At 67.6% G+C, this 17,492-nt stretch carries 20 protein-coding genes and 3 pseudogenes; 12 read left to right on the top strand and 11 right to left on the bottom strand.

What is annotated here, in order from left to right:
• From AC1D2K_RS12345 to AC1D2K_RS12355, 3 genes are all read left to right on the top strand, one after another.
• Nucleotides 1–190, top strand: a 190-nt coding sequence (locus AC1D2K_RS12345) for a hypothetical protein (protein WP_478089124.1), incomplete at its 5' end; no start/stop codon positions are given.
• Nucleotides 191–904 (top strand): hypothetical protein, encoded by a 714-nt coding sequence (locus tag AC1D2K_RS12350; RefSeq protein WP_478089125.1) that lies wholly within the window; start codon nucleotides 191–193, stop codon nucleotides 902–904. It begins immediately after the preceding gene.
• A gap of 41 nt (nucleotides 905–945) precedes the next feature.
• Nucleotides 946–1,656: a hypothetical protein gene (locus AC1D2K_RS12355; protein WP_478089126.1), complete on the top strand. Its 711-nt coding sequence runs from the start codon at nucleotides 946–948 to the stop codon at nucleotides 1,654–1,656.
• Nucleotides 1,657–1,717: 61 nt separating this feature from the next.
• Here AC1D2K_RS12355 and AC1D2K_RS12360 read toward each other — a convergent pair whose 3' ends face one another.
• Both AC1D2K_RS12360 and AC1D2K_RS12365 read right to left on the bottom strand, forming a co-directional pair.
• Nucleotides 1,718–2,185: a hypothetical protein gene (locus AC1D2K_RS12360; RefSeq protein WP_478089127.1), complete on the bottom strand. Its 468-nt coding sequence runs from the start codon at nucleotides 2,183–2,185 to the stop codon at nucleotides 1,718–1,720.
• A 19-nt stretch (nucleotides 2,186–2,204) separates the two neighbouring features.
• Nucleotides 2,205–3,008 (bottom strand): DUF2092 domain-containing protein, encoded by an 804-nt coding sequence (locus AC1D2K_RS12365; protein WP_478089128.1) that lies wholly within the window; start codon nucleotides 3,006–3,008, stop codon nucleotides 2,205–2,207.
• Between the two features lie 479 nt (nucleotides 3,009–3,487).
• Here AC1D2K_RS12365 and AC1D2K_RS12370 point away from each other — a divergent pair, with 479 nt between their 5' ends.
• Both AC1D2K_RS12370 and AC1D2K_RS12375 read left to right on the top strand, forming a co-directional pair.
• On the top strand, nucleotides 3,488–3,640 hold the full coding sequence (locus AC1D2K_RS12370) for a hypothetical protein (protein WP_478089129.1): 153 nt from the start codon (nucleotides 3,488–3,490) through the stop codon (nucleotides 3,638–3,640).
• Entirely contained in the window at nucleotides 3,637–5,037 is a 1,401-nt protein-coding gene (locus tag AC1D2K_RS12375) for a phenylacetate--CoA ligase family protein (RefSeq protein WP_478089130.1), read from the top strand. Before AC1D2K_RS12370 ends, AC1D2K_RS12375 begins: the two co-directional genes overlap by 4 nt.
• 7 nt (nucleotides 5,038–5,044) lie before the next feature.
• Here AC1D2K_RS12375 and AC1D2K_RS12380 read toward each other — a convergent pair whose 3' ends face one another.
• Nucleotides 5,045–5,827 carry a Rossmann-fold NAD(P)-binding domain-containing protein gene (locus tag AC1D2K_RS12380; RefSeq protein ID WP_478089131.1) on the bottom strand — a complete coding sequence of 261 codons (783 nt, stop codon included), beginning with the start codon at nucleotides 5,825–5,827 and terminating at the stop codon, nucleotides 5,045–5,047.
• A gap of 131 nt (nucleotides 5,828–5,958) precedes the next feature.
• Here AC1D2K_RS12380 and AC1D2K_RS12385 point away from each other — a divergent pair, with 131 nt between their 5' ends.
• Nucleotides 5,959–6,684 (top strand): Crp/Fnr family transcriptional regulator, encoded by a 726-nt coding sequence (locus tag AC1D2K_RS12385; RefSeq protein ID WP_478089132.1) that lies wholly within the window; start codon nucleotides 5,959–5,961, stop codon nucleotides 6,682–6,684.
• On the opposite strand, the gene AC1D2K_RS12390 is transcribed toward AC1D2K_RS12385, so the two are convergent.
• The 5 genes from AC1D2K_RS12390 to AC1D2K_RS12410 form a co-directional block, all read right to left on the bottom strand.
• A complete protein-coding gene (locus tag AC1D2K_RS12390; protein ID WP_478089133.1) occupies nucleotides 6,678–8,681 on the bottom strand; it encodes a PAS domain S-box protein in 2,004 nt (667 codons plus the stop codon). The two genes, AC1D2K_RS12385 and AC1D2K_RS12390, sit on opposite strands and share 7 nt — an antisense overlap.
• A 41-nt stretch (nucleotides 8,682–8,722) precedes the next feature.
• Nucleotides 8,723–9,454 carry a winged helix-turn-helix domain-containing protein gene (locus AC1D2K_RS12395; RefSeq protein WP_478089134.1) on the bottom strand — a complete coding sequence of 244 codons (732 nt, stop codon included), beginning with the start codon at nucleotides 9,452–9,454 and terminating at the stop codon, nucleotides 8,723–8,725.
• Nucleotides 9,455–9,515: 61 nt separating this feature from the next.
• On the bottom strand, nucleotides 9,516–9,890 hold the full coding sequence (locus tag AC1D2K_RS12400) for a TraR/DksA family transcriptional regulator (protein ID WP_478089135.1): 375 nt from the start codon (nucleotides 9,888–9,890) through the stop codon (nucleotides 9,516–9,518).
• A 96-nt stretch (nucleotides 9,891–9,986) separates the two neighbouring features.
• Nucleotides 9,987–10,982, bottom strand: coding sequence for a zinc-dependent alcohol dehydrogenase family protein (locus AC1D2K_RS12405; protein ID WP_478089142.1), 996 nt, complete (start codon nucleotides 10,980–10,982; stop codon nucleotides 9,987–9,989).
• 87 nt (nucleotides 10,983–11,069) lie between these two features.
• On the bottom strand, nucleotides 11,070–11,294 hold the full coding sequence (locus AC1D2K_RS12410) for a BON domain-containing protein (RefSeq protein WP_478089143.1): 225 nt from the start codon (nucleotides 11,292–11,294) through the stop codon (nucleotides 11,070–11,072).
• Here AC1D2K_RS12410 and AC1D2K_RS12415 point away from each other — a divergent pair.
• Nucleotides 11,238–11,417, top strand: a pseudogene (locus AC1D2K_RS12415) (hypothetical protein); the annotation flags it as partial. The gene AC1D2K_RS12410 and the pseudogene AC1D2K_RS12415 overlap by 57 nt on opposite strands.
• Here AC1D2K_RS12415 and AC1D2K_RS12420 read toward each other — a convergent pair.
• Nucleotides 11,349–11,801, bottom strand: a pseudogene (locus tag AC1D2K_RS12420) (BON domain-containing protein); the annotation flags it as partial. The pseudogenes AC1D2K_RS12415 and AC1D2K_RS12420 sit on opposite strands and share 69 nt — an antisense overlap.
• Before the next feature lie 188 nt (nucleotides 11,802–11,989).
• Between AC1D2K_RS12420 and AC1D2K_RS12425 the strand changes: the two are divergent.
• Nucleotides 11,990–12,811: a universal stress protein gene (locus tag AC1D2K_RS12425; protein WP_478089136.1), complete on the top strand. Its 822-nt coding sequence runs from the start codon at nucleotides 11,990–11,992 to the stop codon at nucleotides 12,809–12,811.
• A gap of 30 nt (nucleotides 12,812–12,841) precedes the next feature.
• Here the strand turns inward: AC1D2K_RS12425 and AC1D2K_RS12430 are convergent, their stop codons facing one another.
• On the bottom strand, nucleotides 12,842–13,447 hold the full coding sequence (locus AC1D2K_RS12430) for a hypothetical protein (RefSeq protein ID WP_478089137.1): 606 nt from the start codon (nucleotides 13,445–13,447) through the stop codon (nucleotides 12,842–12,844).
• Nucleotides 13,448–13,696: 249 nt separating this feature from the next.
• Here AC1D2K_RS12430 and AC1D2K_RS12435 point away from each other — a divergent pair, with 249 nt between their 5' ends.
• From AC1D2K_RS12435 to AC1D2K_RS12445, 3 genes are all read left to right on the top strand, one after another.
• A complete protein-coding gene (locus AC1D2K_RS12435) occupies nucleotides 13,697–14,026 on the top strand; it encodes a cytochrome C (RefSeq protein WP_478089138.1) in 330 nt (109 codons plus the stop codon).
• Nucleotides 14,026–15,573 carry a bifunctional aminoglycoside phosphotransferase/ATP-binding protein gene (locus AC1D2K_RS12440; protein WP_478089139.1) on the top strand — a complete coding sequence of 516 codons (1,548 nt, stop codon included), beginning with the start codon at nucleotides 14,026–14,028 and terminating at the stop codon, nucleotides 15,571–15,573. Before AC1D2K_RS12435 ends, AC1D2K_RS12440 begins: the two co-directional genes overlap by 1 nt.
• Before the next feature lie 115 nt (nucleotides 15,574–15,688).
• Nucleotides 15,689–16,111 carry a universal stress protein gene (locus AC1D2K_RS12445; protein ID WP_478089140.1) on the top strand — a complete coding sequence of 141 codons (423 nt, stop codon included), beginning with the start codon at nucleotides 15,689–15,691 and terminating at the stop codon, nucleotides 16,109–16,111.
• 15 nt (nucleotides 16,112–16,126) lie between these two features.
• Here AC1D2K_RS12445 and AC1D2K_RS12450 read toward each other — a convergent pair whose 3' ends face one another.
• Nucleotides 16,127–17,056: a carbohydrate kinase family protein gene (locus tag AC1D2K_RS12450; protein WP_478089141.1), complete on the bottom strand. Its 930-nt coding sequence runs from the start codon at nucleotides 17,054–17,056 to the stop codon at nucleotides 16,127–16,129.
• A 240-nt stretch (nucleotides 17,057–17,296) separates the two neighbouring features.
• Between AC1D2K_RS12450 and AC1D2K_RS12455 the strand changes: the two are divergent.
• A pseudogene (locus AC1D2K_RS12455) lies at nucleotides 17,297–17,492 on the top strand (sugar ABC transporter substrate-binding protein); the annotation flags it as partial.

Consider the following 17,492-nt stretch of genomic DNA (forward strand, 5'->3'; position numbering starts at 1 on the left):
GACGGTGCAGCGCCTCGAGGACACTGCGCGTCGCGACTGGGCGTCCTCGCACAAGATCGACCTCAGCGACGCCGGCCTTCTCCATGACCTGCAGAAGCGCCAGCTCGATCCGAGCAAGCTGGTGCTCAACGACGTCGGCGGCGGGCCCGTGGCGGACAAGCCGAAGAAGCACAAGGGAAAGAAGCACTGAATGGCGGCGACGTCTGCAAGCTTCGCCCGGACACTGGTCGCCGCGGCGGCATGGCCGCTGCTGGCACATGCGGCCCTCGCCGCCGACGGTGCCGAGTTCGCGGTCCGCTGGGACCCATCGGAAGGCGGTCCGCGAAGCATGGAGGAGGTCGTGGCCTTGCTCGATCTCTCGCACGGCAAGCGGAAGGCGTTCACGGTGCGCTACTTCTCGGTGGTGCAGCCGACCGACCTGCCGCCGGGCACCCGCGCCATCGCGCGGGAACGCAGCTTCGGACCGCGGACCGAGGCCATGTACAAGCTGCGAAGCGACGTACCGTTCCCGGCCAGCGGCCCGCTCGCCGCCTGGCGCTGCCCGTTCGAGCCGTACACGAAGCACAAGACCGAGATCGACATCGGCTTCACGGCCGAAGGCCTGCCGCAGAAGAGCTATTCGCGCAGTTGCGATGCCGGCGGCTCGCTCGCGAACGTGCTGCCGGTCCGGTTCGCGGCAAAGCCTTTCGGCTGTAGCAGCCAGGTCCTGCGCATCGAGGCAGACCACATCAAGATCGAACGCTGGAGTCTGCCGCGCGGCGAGCTGTCCTTCGAGGTCTCATGGAACGGCGACGACACCGACGCCGACATGCGCACGTTCACCCGCCGGGTGGTCGCGCCGCTGATGGCCCGCGACATCAAGCCGCTGCGCAAGAGCAAGACCGAGCTTGGCAGCAGCTGCTGATGCCGAGTTGCGCGGCCTGGTCGAGGGTTCTGTGACGCCACTTGCCGGAGCCGATCCAGGATTTCATTTCGACGCGATCTTTCGTTGATGAACGGTCTGGGCTGTTGCCGTTTTCACCGCCGATTCTCACACTGAACTTCAGCTTGAACCATCAACGGAATCTCCTCATCGCCTGGCTGCTGAGCGCACTCTCGATGCCTGCTCCCGCACAGCAGAAGCAAGTCGCCCTTACCGTGGCGATGGCGGAACCGATGTCAGGCAAGGCGACGCTCGCCCGCGCCACGAAGATCACCGGCACTGTCGAGGCAGTCGATCTGATGCAGCGTCGGGTTGTGCTCAAGGGCCGCAAGGGCAGGGTGCTCCCCCTGACGGCCGGTCCCGATGTACGCAACCTCGCGCAAGTCAAGGTCGGAGACCGCGTCACGGTGCGTTATCTGGACGCGCTGTCGCTCACACTCAGGAAGGACGGCAAGGAACTTCTCAGCAGCGTCCGGACCGAGGACGCCGCGCGAGCCGCGGCAGGCGATTGGCCGGCAGGAACGGTCGCGCAGCAGGTCGAAGTCACCGCCGACGTGATCGCCGTCAATGCCCGGGCAAAGACGGTCACGCTGCGCGGACAGAAGCAAGTCGTCGATCTGAAGGTACGCGACCCCGGCCAAATGAGGCTGATCAGGGTGGGCGACCAGATCCATGCCGTGTACGCCGAGGCGCTGRCTCTCTCCGTGGATCCCGCGGCACTGGCCAAGAAATAGTTCTTCGACGACGGACGACTTGACGCGGCGCCCGAACCCGCACTGCCAGGTCGGGCCGGCCCTAAGGTGCAGGCACGACTTCGTAGTAGACGCCGCTGGACCCGAAATAGGGCTTGTACCAATTCGGACCGGCCTGGTAGTAGTGGGTGCCGTTCACGACCATGTCCTTCGCCCCACCGGGCACGTTGGCCATCTGAGTGCCGATCGGCAAGTTGGGGTGGACCCCATAGGCGGGCTGCTGGACGACGATGGCCGCTGGCTGTTGGACCACGACCGTGGCGGGGCGCGCCGCGGTCGCGATCGCGGCGCCCACCGCCATGCCGGCGACCGCACCGGCGGCAGCACCGCAGCCGTAGCAGCCGGGGGGACGGTAGTAGGGGTGATAGTAGGGACGGTGCACGCCACCGACCGCAACAGCGCCGCCGCGCCAGCCGCCCGCAGCGGCGACCCATGCATTCGCAGCAGACAAGGGAGCGAGCGTGCCGGTCACGATCGCGACGCTGATGGCGAGTGTCTTGATTTGCTTCATCACATGGTCCTTTGCGTGATCACTTGACTTGTTCGATCTGCTTGAACTCGAGCTTCACCGAACCCTTGGGGATGGACGCGTTGAAGGTCTGCGACGCCACGGGTGCGCCGAGCTTCCAGTCAGAGAACTCCACGGTGAACGTCGGTTGACGATCGCCGCTGCGGTAGGAAATGACCATCAGGCGCGGCAGCTTGTCGATGGCGCCGATCCATATTTCCCAGTCCAGTCCCTCGGCAGTGAACGCCAGGTGATCCGTCTTGACGCCGCCGACGGTCGACTGACCGACCCAGATCGCGCTGGAAAGATCCTTCGTCAAGAACGCATAGGGGTCCGGAACGAGAAGATCCAGAAACGGCGTCGTGGCGTCGGACCCCGGCAGCTCGCTCTTCATGAGCGATTCGATGGCGCCGCCCGCTGCCTCGCGTTGCGCATAGAACTTGCGGTCCACGCCGATGGCGGTCACCGTCTTGCCGTCGTAGACGATGTCGCTCGGGAACAGGTCTCCGCGCGCCGCCACGAACAGCTTGTCGGGCCGCTGCATCACCACGCGCGAAGAAGCGAACAGGCTGACGTACTGCCCGGTCGGAGAGGGCATCGGGACGATGCCGCGGACCTTGAATCCAAGGGTTTTCGCCCCGGCCAGCGTGTCACTCATGGCCTTGAGCAGACGGAGGGCGCGCTCGTCCTTGAACGCCTTCGCGGGTGCTGCGACCGGCGCCGATGTCTCTTGGGCCAGTGCAATGCGATGGGATGCCAGCAGTGTCGAGGCCGCCAGCAAGGCATAGCCCAGCCGATGACCGGTTCTTTTCAGGTTGAGGTTCATTCAAATTCTCCAGAACGGGTTGGGACCCAGGGAGCCTGCCTGAGAGGCCCTTTTGAAGTCCGCTTTGCAGATCCTCGACCGAGTCCATCGCGCCGTCTCCTGCCGCGAGGCTGACGCGAGTGATGGGTAAAGGCTTTGGTCCTCATCGACGACCGCTGCATAGGCAGGGTGCTGATGCTCATCGGTCCCCAAGTACTTTGAGCGCGCCCGAGCTCGCCGTCTACTGCCCTTTGGGGAAGGTGCGCGCTGATGAACAGGTTGCGGCTCAGTTCCTTGTTCGATAGCCCGTCGGCCAGCAGGCGCAGCCGCCCCTCGGAAATCAGTTGCGCGACCGTGTCCGCAGGCGTACACAGGAGGGTCGGATCCGACCGGCCTTCGGCGCAGGAAACACCCTGCAAGGCGCGAAGCCGCGCGTCCTTGATGACCGTCAGGTCGAGATGCCCGCCGACTGCCAGGCTCCGATCCCCAAGGAGAGACGATTGCGCATTCAATTCCTCGGCGGCACAGCCGGCATCGGCAGCTGCCAGCATCCGTGCGCCGACACGGGGCTTGATCTCGACGGAACCGTCGCGCTGACCCGTGCCATGGGCGTGGACCTGGCGGCGCTGCTGCGTCCCGCAAGGATGTCATGAACACGGTCCCATCGCCCCCGCTCGATCTCTGGTTGTCCGGCACCGTGGCGGCCGACGTCGCGCTGGTCTCGCACGCGCCTGCCGACGCAATGAAAGCCCGGCGGGCACGACGCCTCGGTGAACTGCTTGCAGCGGCGACGCTGCGTTCGCCGCTGTACCGGCGCCTGCTCAAGGGCCGCGACCTCGGCAGCCTGCGCCTGGAGGATCTGCCGGTCGCGCACAAGACCGAGCTGATGCTGCATTTCGATGAATGGGTGACGGACGCCCGTCTTCGGCTGGACGGACTGCGCCGCTTCGTGGCTGATCGCCGGCGCATCGCCGAGCCCTTCCTCGGACGCTACACGGTGTGGGAGAGCTCGGGCAGCAGCGGCGAGCCCGGCATCTTCGTGCAGGATGCGAAGGCGATGGCGGTCTACGATGCACTGGAGGCCCTGCGGCGGCCCGTGCTGCGTCCGATGCAGCGGCTGCTGGACCCCTGGGGCCTGGGCGAGCGCATCGCCTTCGTCGGTGCGACCGGCGGGCACTTCGCCAGCACGGTCTCGATCGAGCGCCTGCGGCGGCTCAACCCGGCGTTGTCGAGCCGCCTGCGCGGCATCTCGTTCCTGCAGCCCGCCAAGGGCATGGTGGCGGAACTGAACGCCTTTGCCCCGACGGTGATCGCGACCTATCCGAGCGCCGCGGTGCTGCTGGCCGAAGCACGCATGGACGGACGGCTGCGACAGTCACCGCACGAAGTCTGGACCGGCGGTGAAGACCTGTCGGCGGCCAAGCGCGAATTCGTGCAGCGGGCTTTCGACTGCCCCGTGGTCAACAGCTACGGCGCCTCGGAGTTCCTGTCGCTGGCGTCCGAGTGCGAACACGGCCGCCTGCATCTCAACAGCGACTGGGTGATCCTCGAGCCGGTGGACGCGCAGGGCCGCGCTGCCGCGCCCGGCGAGGCGGGTGCGACGACGCTGCTCACCAACCTGGCGAACCATGTGCAGCCCTTGATCCGCTACGACCTGGGCGACCGCGTCACCGTGCAGGCACGGGCATGCAGATGCGGCTCCTGCCTGCCCGTCATCGAAGTCCAGGGCCGCAGCGAGGACACGCTGCATCTGGGCCGCGCCGGGTCGGGTTCGGTCAGTGTGCTTCCCCTGGCACTGAGCACGAAGCTCGAAGAGGATGCCGGCCTGTTCGACTTTCAGCTGGTGCAGGAGGGCCCCTGCGAGTTGCTGCTGCGCACCGGCCTGCGCGGCAGGGAGGCCGAACTCGCGCTGCAGCGGGCGCAGCGGGTGCTTGGCGAATTCCTCGAATCCCAGGGTGCCGTGGACGTGCACGTCCATTGCCGCAGCGGCGAGCCCGGCCGCGCCGGACGCAGCGGCAAGGTGTTGCGCGTCGTTGCGGCTCCGCCCTGAGCGCGGGTCAGGCCTGGGCCATGGTGTCGAGCAGCACGATTTGCATCACGCAACGATGGTTTTCCGATCGCCGGGCCTCGTCGATCGGGTGGCCTGACCCATGCAGCGACCAATGCGGGGAGTGCATGGCGTCGACCACGAAAGTCGCCTCGTTCGACGCCGAACCCCCGGGCTCGGCCACGTGCAGCGCAAAGCCCATCTCCCGCGCGGCCGACAGGAAGGCGCGGCTGCGCCCCGTCTGCGAGTCTCCGAGGAACAGGATGGTCCCCGGTGGCACCGGCGGCGAGCCATGCTCGCAAAGTGTCATGAGATCGGCCAGCACCCTGGCAGGGTGATCGTCCAGGCCCAGTCCGGCATAGACGGGAACGCCGGCCTCCAGTTCGATCCTTTGCACCGTGGGCGGTGGCAGCGCTCCGCAGTCGATGGCGTCATACATGCGCCCCAGGAGGCGGGCGAGAGTGCCGATGTCGGGCTGGGTCGGCCCGCCGGTCTCGAAACGCACCTCGGCGACCCGGACGCCGAGATCCTGGGCGGCGCGATGAAGGGGCGAAGTCTCGCGTCCCGGGGGCACGGTCTGAAGCAATGCCAGGTTCTTGCCGCGCAAGGTCTTGCCGACCGCCCCCGAATGCGCATCCGCTCGCAGGCGCCGGGCGGCGGCGAAGAGGGCCGCGATTCTTCCTGCGAGCAGCGGCTCATCGATCGACAAGCTGCGGGAGGGAAAGGAGTGAATGTCTTTCACAACGGTGACGGTATGACGTTTGCCCGTTGCGGCATTGACGGCCATCAACATCTCGCTGCGCGCCTTGCCGATACCGTTCGGACACAAAGCATTCACCTGCTGTTACCGAGGACACCATGGCATTGGCGCTTCTGTTGCACACGCTTCCTAAGCTTTGCCCATCGATCTGCAAGGAGCCGGTGATGACTGAAGCGAGCTTTCCGAAGTGCACAGGGTCTGTCGTTCGGCGCATCGCCGACACGCTGCAACTGCTCCAGGACAGTTTTCCGATCCACCGGCGCATCGTCCGTGCCGGCGACACGGTGTACCAGGTGGGCCAGGAGTTCGGGTGCCTCTATGTCGTGAATTCCGGCTACTTCAAGATGGTCAACCTGTCCGGGGAAGGGCGCGAACAGGTGGTCGGTCTGTACTTCAGGGGCGACTGGCTCGGCCTCGACGGCATTGCGACGGCCCACTACGCGTGCGACGCGGTGGCGATGGACACCGGGGAGATCTGGGCCATCCGATACGAGACGCTGATCCAGGCGGCCGTGCGCGCACCGGCGCTGCTGACCGCGCTGCACGAGGCCATGAGCCGTGAACTCACCCGCGATCACGATTCGATGCTGTCCTTGTGCACGCTGCCCGCCGATGCGCGCGTCGCGGGCTTCCTTCGCTACTGGGCCGATGCGCTGGCGCAGCGGGGCCTGCGCACTGACCAGATCACGCTGCGCATGACGCGTGCCGAAATCGGCAACTACCTCGGGATGACGCTGGAGACCGTGAGCCGGGCGCTGTCACGGCTGGCGCGGGGGGACGTGATCCGGTTCACCGAGAAGGGCCGGCGCGACATCCACATTCCGCAGGTGGAGGCACTCACGGCCTTCATCCAGCGCACGGCCGTGCCGATGGCCGGCGCTCTTCACTGAGCGCCGTCGAGCACCCGCGCAATGGCCTGCTCGAGGTCCGCTTGCGTGAAGGGTTTGCGCAGCAGGTCCCGGACGTGGAACTCGCCGAGCAGCTCTCCGGAGTAGCCGGACATCAGCAGCACCGGAAGGCCGGGCCACAGCGCGTGTGCGGCATCCGCCAGCTGGGTGCCCCGCAGGCCCGCGCCGAGCAGGATGTCGGTGAGCAACAGGCCGATGGACGGATCCGATGCAAGCACGCGCAAGGCTTCCTCGCCGTCGGCGCAGGCGGTGACCTCGCAGGCCATCGAGGCCAGGAACTTCTGGACCACGCCGCGAACCTCCGCATCGTCCTCCACCAACAGGACGCGCAGTCCCGGGGGCACTTCACTCGTCGCGGTCCCGAGCTTCTCGTCGGTCGCCCGGCCTCCCTCGACGCGCGGCAGGAAGATCGTGACGGTCGTCCCCGCGCCGGTGGCACTCGCCAGGCTGACGGCACCACGCGACTGCTTGGCGAAGCCGTAGACGGTGGACAGGCCGAGGCCGGTGCCGCGGCCGCTGTCCTTGGTGGTGAAGAAGGGCTCGAAAGCGCGCAGCTTGACGCTCTCGGACATGCCTTCGCCGGTGTCCGAAATGGCAATCGACACGTAGCCTTCCTCGGCGGATCGGTCCTGTGGAGCATTCAGTTCATCCGGCAATGCAGGCACCGTGCCGCAGGTGAACGACAGCGTGCCCCCCTGCGGCATCGCGTCGCGTGCATTGATGGCCACGTTCAGCAGCGCAGATTCGAGCTGGACCGGATCCGCCATGCAGAGTGCATCTTCGGTGTCGAGCGTGATGACGATGCGCTGGTCGAGCGTGCGCCTCAGCATGTCGGTCAGCGACCGCAGCAGCGCGGCGATGTCGACGATCGCAGGTTGAAGGACCTGGCGTCGCGAGAATGCAAGCAGCTTACTCGTCAGTTCGGCGCCGCGGCGGGTGGCGCGCGCGGCAGCGCCGACGAGTTGCTGCACGAAGGGATCGGCGGCGTACGCGGGGGCCTCTGCGAGCACCTGCAGGTTGCCCGAGATCACGGTCAGCAGGTTGTTGAAATCGTGCGCGACGCCGCCCGTCAATTGGCCGACGCTCTCGAGCCGCTGGGCATGGTTGAGCGCTTCCTCGCTGCTCTCGCGCTGCAGCACGGTGGCAAGCATGCTCGACAGGGACTCCAGGAAGCGCACCTCGTCATCGCCGAAGCGTTGCGGGGTGCGCGAACGAACCGCCAGCGTTCCGATGGCGCGGCCCCGGTCCGCCAGCGGCACGGAGAGTTCGCAGACCATGCCGGCCTTGAGGTAGTGGGACGGAATCGCAAAGCGCGCCTCCTGCGCATAGTCGCCGATCAGCACCGGCTGGCCCCGAGCCACCACGTAGCCGGACGGGGAACCGGGCTCGTTCGGGATCCGATGGCCGATCGTTTCCTCTGGCAGAAGGCCCACGCCGGCGACGATGCGGAACGCAAGGCCGCTCGGCTCCAGCAGCAGGATCTTGGCCATCTCGACTTGCAAGGCTTCCGCCGCGATTTCCGGCACGAGCGGCAGGAGTGCCTTCGAGTCGCGGGCATCCACTGCATGGCGCCCGAACTGCGCGAGGTATTCGGCGTAGCGGGCACGCTGCAGGGCCTGCTTCACGCGGGGATACGCGCCCACCGCGCGGATCGCGGCGACCACGTAGGGCAGGCCGTGATTCTGCAGCGGACTCAGTGCGATCTCGACCATCACTTCGCTGCCGTCGCGCCGCTTGGCCACCAGGTCCATCTGCATGCCCATCGGGCGTGCGCGGGGATGGTCGGCATAGGCGTTGCGATAGGTCGAATGGCGCGGCCGGATGGCATCCGGGACCAGTTCGTCCACGCACAGCCCCACTAGTTCTTCCTTTGCGTAGCCCAGAAGCTCCAGCGCGGCGGGATTCGCAAGACCGATCAGTCCTTGCCGATCCACCAGGAGGAGCGCGTCCGGGTAGGCCATGAAAAGCGAGCGAAACACGGCTTCGTCGTCGAACCCCGGAACAGCGGATACGCCCACGGTCAGCCCGCCTCGACCTTGGGAACCAGGATGTAGCCAGCGCCACGGACCGATTTGATGATCTGGGGATGGTCGGGGTCGGCCTCGATCTTTCGGCGCAATCGCCCGATCTGGACATCGATGGTTCGGTCGAAGGGGCCACCGTCTCGGCCTCGTGTGTGTTCGAGCAGGAAGTCCCGCGACAGCACCCGGCCCGGATGCGTGGCCAGCGTGTTCAGCAGGTCGAATTCTCCTGAGGTCAGGGCCACTTCCTGCCGGCTCGAATCCAGCAGGCGCCGGGCGGCCGTGTCGAGCTCCCATTGCGCGAAGCGCAGCCGCGTTGCGGCCTCGGCGTTGGCGTTTACCGGTGCGAGCTGCCCCGCAGGTGCCAGGCGGCGCAGCACGGCCCTGATGCGCGCGACCAGTTCGCGCAGATCGAAAGGCTTGGTCACATAGTCGTCGGCCCCGACCTCGAGGCCGACCACCTTGTCCACCGGGTCGCCGCGACCCGTGACGATCACCAACCCGCACCGCCAGTGCTCGCGCAGTTGGCGCGCGATCGCGAAGCCATCTTCGCCGGGCAAGCCCAGGTCGAGCAGGACGAGCGCCGGCGCATCGCGCGACATCAGCGCCATGAGCGCGGCGCCGGAATGAACCTGGCTGACGCGAAAGCCTTGGGCCCCGAGGTAGCTGGCGAGCAGCTGCGTGATGTCCGCTTCGTCGTCGAGGACCGCGAGGTGGGTGGGGGTGGTCACCGGTGCATGTTATTCCCAGTTCCGGCTGTGTCGCAACGTCACGCCGTCGGGGCGGGCGCCCTCAGCGGCGATGCCGGCTTTCAGCCTCGGTCTGGCAAGCGGCGCAACGGATGGCCGTGGGCTGGGCCAGGAGTCGCTCGCGCGGAATCCCCTCGCCGCAGTCGGCGCAGATGCCGTAGAGGCCGTCGACCATGCGCTGCTGCGCCAGCTCGATGTCATGCAGCCTCGCACGATCGACCTCGATCTCGGCGAAATGCACGTCGTCCAGTCGCTCGGCCTCGGCGTCGTCGGCATGGCTGTGGACCTCATGGTCGGTGGCGGGCGTGCCGGACCCGGCATGCCCTGAGGCACTGTGAAGCTCGTCGAGCACGCGGCGCTTCAGGCCGTCGAGTTGCAGGGTCAGAGCCTTGCGGTCCGATTCAGTGAGAGGGGTCATGGGAGGTGTTCGTTGGATGGGGCTTGGTGATCTTCGCCGCCCTCGGACTGCCCCGGTTTGACGGCCGTCAAATCGCGGTGATCGCGGTCGTATTCGTCACGCTGGGGGGAGCAGCACCGCGGCACCCTGCACGCGGCCGGCCCGCAGGTCAGCCATTGCCTCGTTGGCCTGCGCCAGCGGGTAGGTCGTGACGTGGACCTGCGGCGGATGCGACTGCACCAGCGCGAGAAACTCACGCGCATCGCTGCGTGTCAGATTGGCCACCGACACGAGCCGTCGTTCCTCCCACAGCAAGCGGTACGGGAACGAGGGAATGTCGCTCATGTGAATACCGCCGCAGACCACGCGCCCGCCTTTGCGCACGGCTTGCAAGGCCAGCGGCACCAACTCGCCGGCGGGAGCGAAGATGATCGCGGCGTCCAGCGGCGGGGCCGGCATTTCGTCCGAGCCTCCGGCCCAGGCGGCGCCGAGGGTTCTCGCGAAGGCCTGGCCTGATGTGTCGCCAGGGCGCGTGAATGCGTAGACCTGCCGGCCCTGCGCGGCAGCCACCTGGGCGATCAGGTGCGCGGCGGCTCCGAATCCGTAGATCCCCAGGTGCCGCGCGTCATTGCCTGCCGCCTTCAGGCTGCGCCACCCGATCAGGCCGGCGCAAAGCAAGGGCGCGATCCGGGCCGGCTCCTGGTTCAGGCCGCCTAGCGGCAGACAGAATTCGGCCTCGGCGACGACGTGGCTTGCGAAACCGCCGTCGCGGTGATAGCCGGTAAAGCGCGGCGTGTCGCAAAGGTTCTCCCGGCCGGCGGCACAATAGGCGCAGTGCCCGCAGCTGTGGCCAAGCCACGGCACGCCGACCCGGTCGCCGATGCGATGCCCCCGGACGCCCGCGCCGAGCGCCTCCACTTCGCCGACGATCTCGTGGCCCGGCACGATGGGCAGCAGGGGCAGCGGCAGGTCGCCATCGACCACGTGCAGGTCGGTGCGGCAGACCGCGCAGGCCAGCACCCGAAGACGCAGCTCACCGGCGGCAGGCTCCGGGAGCGGGCGTTGCTCCATCCGCAGCGGGTGGCCGGCGGCCTGAAGGACCATCGCCTGCATCGTTGCCAGCCCCCGTCCGTCATTCGATCTCATGTGGGGCTCCGGAGAATCCGAAGAGGCAGGGAGCGACCCGTGCGACTCGCATGGTCAGGGTTCGACAAGGAGGTTGTTCACCACGCTCGCGACGCCCGGCGCCGACCAGGCGGCACCCTGCGCGGCCTTGCGCTCGGCCCAGGACCGGACCCTGCCTCGCAGGGTGACCTGGCCGCCGTTGACGATGACCTCGATGTGCTCTGAATCACGGTCGGCTTGCCGGTGCAGGGCCTCCTTGATCTTCTTCTCGATATCGACCGGCGAGAACCTTGCCTTCACCTCGACCAGGTCGGTGACGCCCTTGACACCCAGCAGGTCGCGCACGGCGACTTCGGCGGCCCTGCGCTGGTATTCCCATTCGACCCGACCGCTGAGCGTGAGCCAGCCGTTTTCCACCATCGGACGGATCGCCTCGTCGGGCACGAGCACGTTCCATTCGAGCGCACGCTCCGCCGCCAGGGCGATGTCGGCGTCGGTGCGCTCGAAGTTGGGCGCAAGCTTGACCGACATTTCGATGGCGAGCGCCTTCACGCCCCTGACGCGCTGCGCCGCGCGCTCGATGGCGTGCTTCTCGGCGTGACTGGCGGGATGGCCGGTCAGGGTGACCACGCCGTCCTTGACGATGATGCCGATGTCGGTGGCGGCGGTCGTGATGGCGGGGTCGAAGTTCAGCTCGGCGACGATGTCGCTTCGCAGCATTGCATCGGATTTCATGAGGGGGTCCTTTCCTTGGTCGGTCGAAGCGGAAGCTGTCGCCGCGCCCGGATTCGCGCGCGTGGCGCCCATAGGCCTACTTTAGGAACAACAGCGCGGCCGGGCTTGCGCTGGATCAAGCGGTCGTCCGCGCCTCAGACCGCGCGCTTCGCCGGTAGTTCAGGCGGGATAGGCGTCGTGATTTGACGCCGCGCAAGGCGAGGCGGTGCCGATTGCGCTAAGTTGCCTGCATCCCACACTTGGATTTCGAAGGAGTTCCCATGCAAGCACCGAAGACGATCCTGCTTCACCTGGACGGTTCAGCTCGCACCGCGGAGCGCGTCAAGGTCGCCCGGCAACTGGCCGAGGCCTTCGATGCCGAAGTCACGGGCTTGCCATGCACGCTGTCAGCGCTCATGCGCTTTCCCTATGCGGTGGAAGGAGCGGCAGAAGCCGTGGCGATCATGCTGGAGCTCGACCAGGAATGCCGGGACAAGGCCTATGCGGCTTTCATGGCAGCCGGGGGCGGCTCGCCGCGCCTGCGCTGGGCCGAGCCGATGAGCGATGCGCCCTGGGGCTTCGCCCGGCGCGCCCTGTATGCCGACCTGTTGATCCTGGGCCAGCGCGACGCTGACGACCCCGCCGCCGCCGAACTGCCGGCCGACTTCCTGCCGAGCGTGCTCGTCGAGAGCGGCCGGCCCGCGTTGGTGCTGCCTTACACGGGGCCGATCGCCCCCATCGGGCGCACCGTGCTGGTGGCCTGGAAGGAATCGCGCGAGGCCGCGCGCGCGGTGTCGGCGGCGCTGCCCTGGATGAGGCAGGCGGAGTCGGTGCATGCGGTCAGCTACGGCGAAGCGGCGGGCGCATCCTTGCAGAGCCTGCAGGACTATCTGAGGCGGCAGGGCGTGAGCGTCTCCGTGCGGCCGGGCGGCCCGGAAGGGGGTGATGCCGGCGAGAAGCTTCTGTCGACGGCCGCGGACATGAGCGCCGACTTGCTCGTGATGGGGTGCTACGGCCACAGTCGCGCGCGCGAATGGGTATGGGGCGGTGCCACGCGATCGATCCTCCAATCCATGACGCTGCCGGTGCTGATGTCGCATTGAGTCGACTGCAAGCACGGTCCTTCGTTCGGGTCATTTGCCCGCGGGCTGCGCAGGGGTGGACCTGGACCCTTTGGCGGCCTCCACCGTCTCCCGCGCGGCATCCCTCGCGGACAGCGCGGCGGCACGCGTGGCCTCCTCGGCTTTCTGCAATGCGTCGCGCGTCGACTGCGCGGCCTTTTCTGCTTCCTCCTTGCTTGACGCCATCACCTTTCTCGCCGCTTCTTCGGCCAGGTCGAGTGCTTCCTTGGTCGCCGCCGATGCCTTCCTGCTTTCTTCCTCCGCCTCGCGCACGGCTTTCTCGGCGGCGTCGAGGGCCTTCCCGGCTGAAGCGGTGGCCTTCTCCTGGAAGCGGTTCGCCGACTCGGCGGCCTTCTGCGCTGCGCGCCGGATGCCTTCCGCGATGGCCTTGGAGATCTTTCCGGCGTCCATCTTGCCCTGCTCGGTTGCCGCCTTGGCCGCATCGGCCGCGTTTTGCGCGGCGATCTGTGCCTCGTGAGCTGCCTTGGCCGCGGCGTCCCTGGCTTTCTGGGAGGGCGTCGGTGACGGATTCAATGGATCGGGTGGGGTGTTGTCCGTCGCGTATGCCGACGCGCTCAAGACGAGGATCCACACGGCGAGAAGACTCTTCGATGTCATGGTTGCTCTCCGACGGATGAGCCGCGAACCCTTCTGTCGAGCCGATCGGCGATCCCGCCGAAGACGGAAGCGGCCAGGGAACAGCATGACCTTAAGCCCGATGGGCATGCAAGAACTTGATCGCGCGCAAGCCCGCCAGCATCGGCGGCGATTCAGCAGAGAGTTGCGTGCCGATTGCGCTGCGTCAAGCTGCAAGCCCTCACGTGTGCGATTCTCGGTCCTGCCCTGTTGAAAGCGAGGAGCGACACCATGTCAACCCACCCACTGGCGGCATGCGTTCTGGTCGGCGCGGTCCTGTTCGGTACCCCGGCGGGTGCTCAATCGCGCGGAGAACTCTTGTACGCGACGCATTGCATCGCCTGCCACACGACGCAGGTGCATTGGCGGGACCGGAGATTGGCCGTCGACTGGAACAGTCTCCAGGCGCAAGTGGCGCGCTGGCAAGCCGCAGGTTCGCTGAACTGGAGCGACGAGGACATCATTGCAGTCACGTCACACCTCAACGAGCGCTTCTACGGATTCAAGTTGCCCCCCGGTCCACCAGTGGTGCTGACGCCAGCCGGAGGCGGGCGCCGTTGATGGCGATGCCACGGGCGGATCGCACGCTGGTGACGGCGCTGCGTGAGCACCTGCGCTCTGAAACCGGGCAGGCGGTCGCGCTGATCGAGACCCATATCTCCTGGGTGCTGCTGACCGATCAACTTGCCTACAAGCTGAAGAAGCCGGTTCGCCTGTCCTTCGTCGACTTCGGCACGCTGGCGGCGCGCAAGCACTTCTGCGAGGAGGAACTCCGGCTCAACCGCCGACTGGCGCCCTCGATCTACCTCGAAGTGGTGCCGGTGTGCGGCTCGGCGGAGGCGCCACACCTGGGCGGCGACGACGCCATCGACTTCGCCGTCTGCATGCGGCGCTTTCCGGAGGAAGCGCTGCTGCGCAATCTGCTGCTGGCGGGGCGGTTGAGGACGGAGCATCTCGTGCGTTTCGCGCAGCAGTTGGCGGCATTCCATGGGCAAGCGCAGCCCGCGCCGCTCTTCTCGGAGTTCGGCGCGCCGGAGCAGGTGCTGCGCCCGATGACCGACGCGCTGGCGAACCTGCAGGCCGAATACGGCGCCGATCGGCTGCAGGCCCTGCGGACCTGGGTGGCCGAGCGGAGCGCGGGGCTTCGCACGGCATGGATCGGACGACAACGAGAGGACGCGGTGCGCGAATGCCATGGCGACCTTCATCTGGCCAATGTGGTGCTCATGGGGGCTGAACTGACCGCGTTCGACTGCCTCGAGTTCGATCCTGCGCTGCGCTGGATCGATGTGATGAGCGACGCGGCCTTCCTCACCATGGACCTGAAGGCGCACGGGCGCAGCGACCTCGCGCACCGCTTTCTCGACGCCTATCTGCAGCACAGCGGCGACTATGCCGGCGTGCAGGTCTTGCGCGTGTACGAGGTGTATCGGGCGCTGGTGCGCGCGATGGTGGCCTGCCTGCGTGCGCGGTCGGTCGGCGCAAGCCCGCAGCCGGTCGATCCCGACTATCTCGCCTGCGCCGAGGCGCTTGCGGCGCGCGACGCGGCTGCGGCGCCCCGCCTGATGATCACGCACGGGCTGTCCGGCGCGGGGAAATCCACGATCGCGGCGGAGCTGCTGGCGGTCGCGGGCGCGATCCGGATCCGCTCCGACGTCGAGCGCAAGCGGCTCTTCGGCCTGGCACCCCTGCAGCGATCGACCGAGCAGGCGGTGGACATCTACACCCCCGAAGCCACCCGACGGACCTTCGAGCGGCTGGCGGCCTGCGCGCGCACGGCACTGGAGGCCGGCTATCCGGTGATCGTCGACGCGGCCTTCCTGCGGCGAGACGAACGGATGGCGTTCCGGGCGCTGGCGGTCGAACTGCGCGTGCCTTTCTCGATCCTTCACTGCCAGGCCACCGAAGCGCAGCTGCGCCAGCGGGTGGTGGCGCGCCGGGCCAGCGGTACCGATGCGTCGGAGGCGAACCTGGCGGTGCTGGAGCGGCAGTTGGCCACCCACGAGGCGCTGGATGGCGAGGAGCGGGCGATGACGCTGGATGTCGCCACCGAAGAGCCACTGGATGTCGCGTCGCTCCTTGACCGCTGGCTCGCCCGGGCCCGGTAACCGCGGTGACCGGCTTCGGATTGACGGCGCATTGCGCCCTTGACCTGGCGCAAGCCATGCGGATGGCGCCTCGACGAACATCGAACCCTTCCAGAACTCTTGACAGGAGAACACCATGAAGATTCTTCTTGCCGTCGACGGCAGCGACTACACGAAGCGAATGCTCTCCTGCCTGGGCGCGCACAAGGAGTTCTGGGGCGCAGGCCATGACTTCACGGTGTTCCATGCGGTCCTTCCGGTCCCTCACCGGGCGGCGGCGTTCGCGGGACCGGACATCGTCCATGGCTACTACGACGACGATGCCCGGGTCGTGCTCGACCCCGTGCGTGCGCGCCTGGCGGCGGAGGGAATCGAAGCCAGGTTCGTACACAAGGTGGGACATCCGGCGGAGGAGATCGCGTCGTACGCCGAGTCGGGCAAGTTCGACCTGCTGGTCATGGGGTCGCATGGCCAGGGCGCCCTGGCGAACCTGGTGCTCGGCTCGGTCGCCACCAAGGTGCTGGCGCGCTGCGCGGTGCCGGTGCTGCTGGTGCGCTGACGGGCTGCAGTCCGCTCAGGGCTGGAGCTCGCTGCGCCGCGGCAGGTCCGCACCCCGGCGCGAACACGTGATGGCTGCCGCGGCGACGGCGAATTGCAGGGCCATGCGCAGGCGGGCGACGGACAACGTGGCGATGGCGCCGATCGACAGGCTGTCGTGTTCGGCCAGCCAGGTCAACAGCGCCGCCTGGAAGGTGTCGCCGGCACCGACGGTGTCCACCACCGGCAGCGCGACCGCGGGCACGCTCACCGAGCCGGACCGCGTCCAGGCCACCGCGCCGTCGCCGCCGCGCGTGACCACGACGAGGCCCACGCCGCGTGCCATCGCATCGTCGGCGAACTGCTGCAGGCCTGTGCCGGGCGACAGCAGCGAGAGGTCCTCCTCGCTGATCTTGAGCAGGTGCGTGCGCGGCAGCATCCACTGCAGCATGTCGCGCCAGCGTGCCAGGTCGGGCTCGACGTTGAGCCGGATGTTGGGGTCGTAGCAGATCGGCGTGCGCGCGTGCTCGCGCGCCACCAGCGCGCGCAGCGTGGAGGCAACGGGCTCGACCACCGCGGCGTACGAGCCGATCTGGACGGCGCGAATGTCCGCGGGCAGCGAAGTGAGTGTGTCGACTCCGAGCTGCCGGTCGGCGCCGCCTTCGCCGTAGAAGGCGTACGAGGGAACGCCTTGCGCATCGAGCCCCACCAGTCCCAAGGTCGTGGGGGCGTCGACCCGCGCCACCGAAGCGGTGGCGACGCCTTCTTCCTGCAGCGCGCGCATCAGGCGCTCGCCGAGAAAGCCGCGCGACAACGCGCTGAAGAAGGCCACGGGCTGCCCCAGACGCGCCAGTCCCACCGCGACGTTGAAGGGTGAGCCGCCGACACGCGCATCGAACGCCATTCCCGTGGGCGTGTCGCCGCTGGCGAACACATCCATCAACGCTTCTCCRCAGACGAGGAACATCGCATTCTCCCAATCGATTCATGGCTGGCGAGCACAGGATTGCAGCCGGCCGGGGAGGCGAGCATGCCRCACGAACAGGACGCCCAGACCCCGGGAAAGTACCTAATAAATCTAATTGATTTATTAAGTCGGCATGCCCACAATTCTTCTCACGCCGCCATGCATCCCCGCATCGCGGCGCCGGCCTCAAGAAAATCCGCAGTCGGCTCGCCGACCGCTCGACGCACACGGAGACGCCTCATGTTGAAGACACAGCTTCGGATCGCTTTCACCATCACCGCGGGCCTCTGTGCCGCAGGCATCTCGAACGCGGCGGACCCGCCGGTGATCGGGCTGATCACCAAGACCGACACCAACCCCTTCTTCGTGAAGATGAAGGAAGGGGCGCAGGCCGCGGCCGCCGCGCAGGGCGCGAAGCTGCTCAGCGCAGCCGGCA

Source organism: Variovorax sp. P1_H12_2 (assembly GCF_056405335.1).

Excerpts from the sequence above, each read along its gene's own strand:
- AC1D2K_RS12350 (WP_478089125.1), top strand. The coding sequence starts at position 191 with ATGGCGGCGACGTCTGCAAGCTTCGCCCGGACACTGGTCGCCGCGGCG.
- AC1D2K_RS12360 (WP_478089127.1), bottom strand. The coding sequence starts at position 2,185 with ATGAAGCAAATCAAGACACTCGCCATCAGCGTCGCGATCGTGACCGGC.
- AC1D2K_RS12365 (WP_478089128.1), bottom strand. The coding sequence starts at position 3,008 with ATGAACCTCAACCTGAAAAGAACCGGTCATCGGCTGGGCTATGCCTTG.
- AC1D2K_RS12375 (WP_478089130.1), top strand. The coding sequence starts at position 3,637 with ATGAACACGGTCCCATCGCCCCCGCTCGATCTCTGGTTGTCCGGCACC.
- AC1D2K_RS12380 (WP_478089131.1), bottom strand. The coding sequence starts at position 5,827 with ATGTTGATGGCCGTCAATGCCGCAACGGGCAAACGTCATACCGTCACC.
- AC1D2K_RS12385 (WP_478089132.1), top strand. The coding sequence starts at position 5,959 with ATGACTGAAGCGAGCTTTCCGAAGTGCACAGGGTCTGTCGTTCGGCGC.
- AC1D2K_RS12400 (WP_478089135.1), bottom strand. The coding sequence starts at position 9,890 with ATGACCCCTCTCACTGAATCGGACCGCAAGGCTCTGACCCTGCAACTC.
- AC1D2K_RS12405 (WP_478089142.1), bottom strand. The coding sequence starts at position 10,982 with ATGCAGGCGATGGTCCTTCAGGCCGCCGGCCACCCGCTGCGGATGGAG.
- AC1D2K_RS12425 (WP_478089136.1), top strand. The coding sequence starts at position 11,990 with ATGCAAGCACCGAAGACGATCCTGCTTCACCTGGACGGTTCAGCTCGC.
- AC1D2K_RS12430 (WP_478089137.1), bottom strand. The coding sequence starts at position 13,447 with ATGACATCGAAGAGTCTTCTCGCCGTGTGGATCCTCGTCTTGAGCGCG.
- AC1D2K_RS12435 (WP_478089138.1), top strand. The coding sequence starts at position 13,697 with ATGTCAACCCACCCACTGGCGGCATGCGTTCTGGTCGGCGCGGTCCTG.
- AC1D2K_RS12440 (WP_478089139.1), top strand. The coding sequence starts at position 14,026 with ATGGCGATGCCACGGGCGGATCGCACGCTGGTGACGGCGCTGCGTGAG.
- AC1D2K_RS12445 (WP_478089140.1), top strand. The coding sequence starts at position 15,689 with ATGAAGATTCTTCTTGCCGTCGACGGCAGCGACTACACGAAGCGAATG.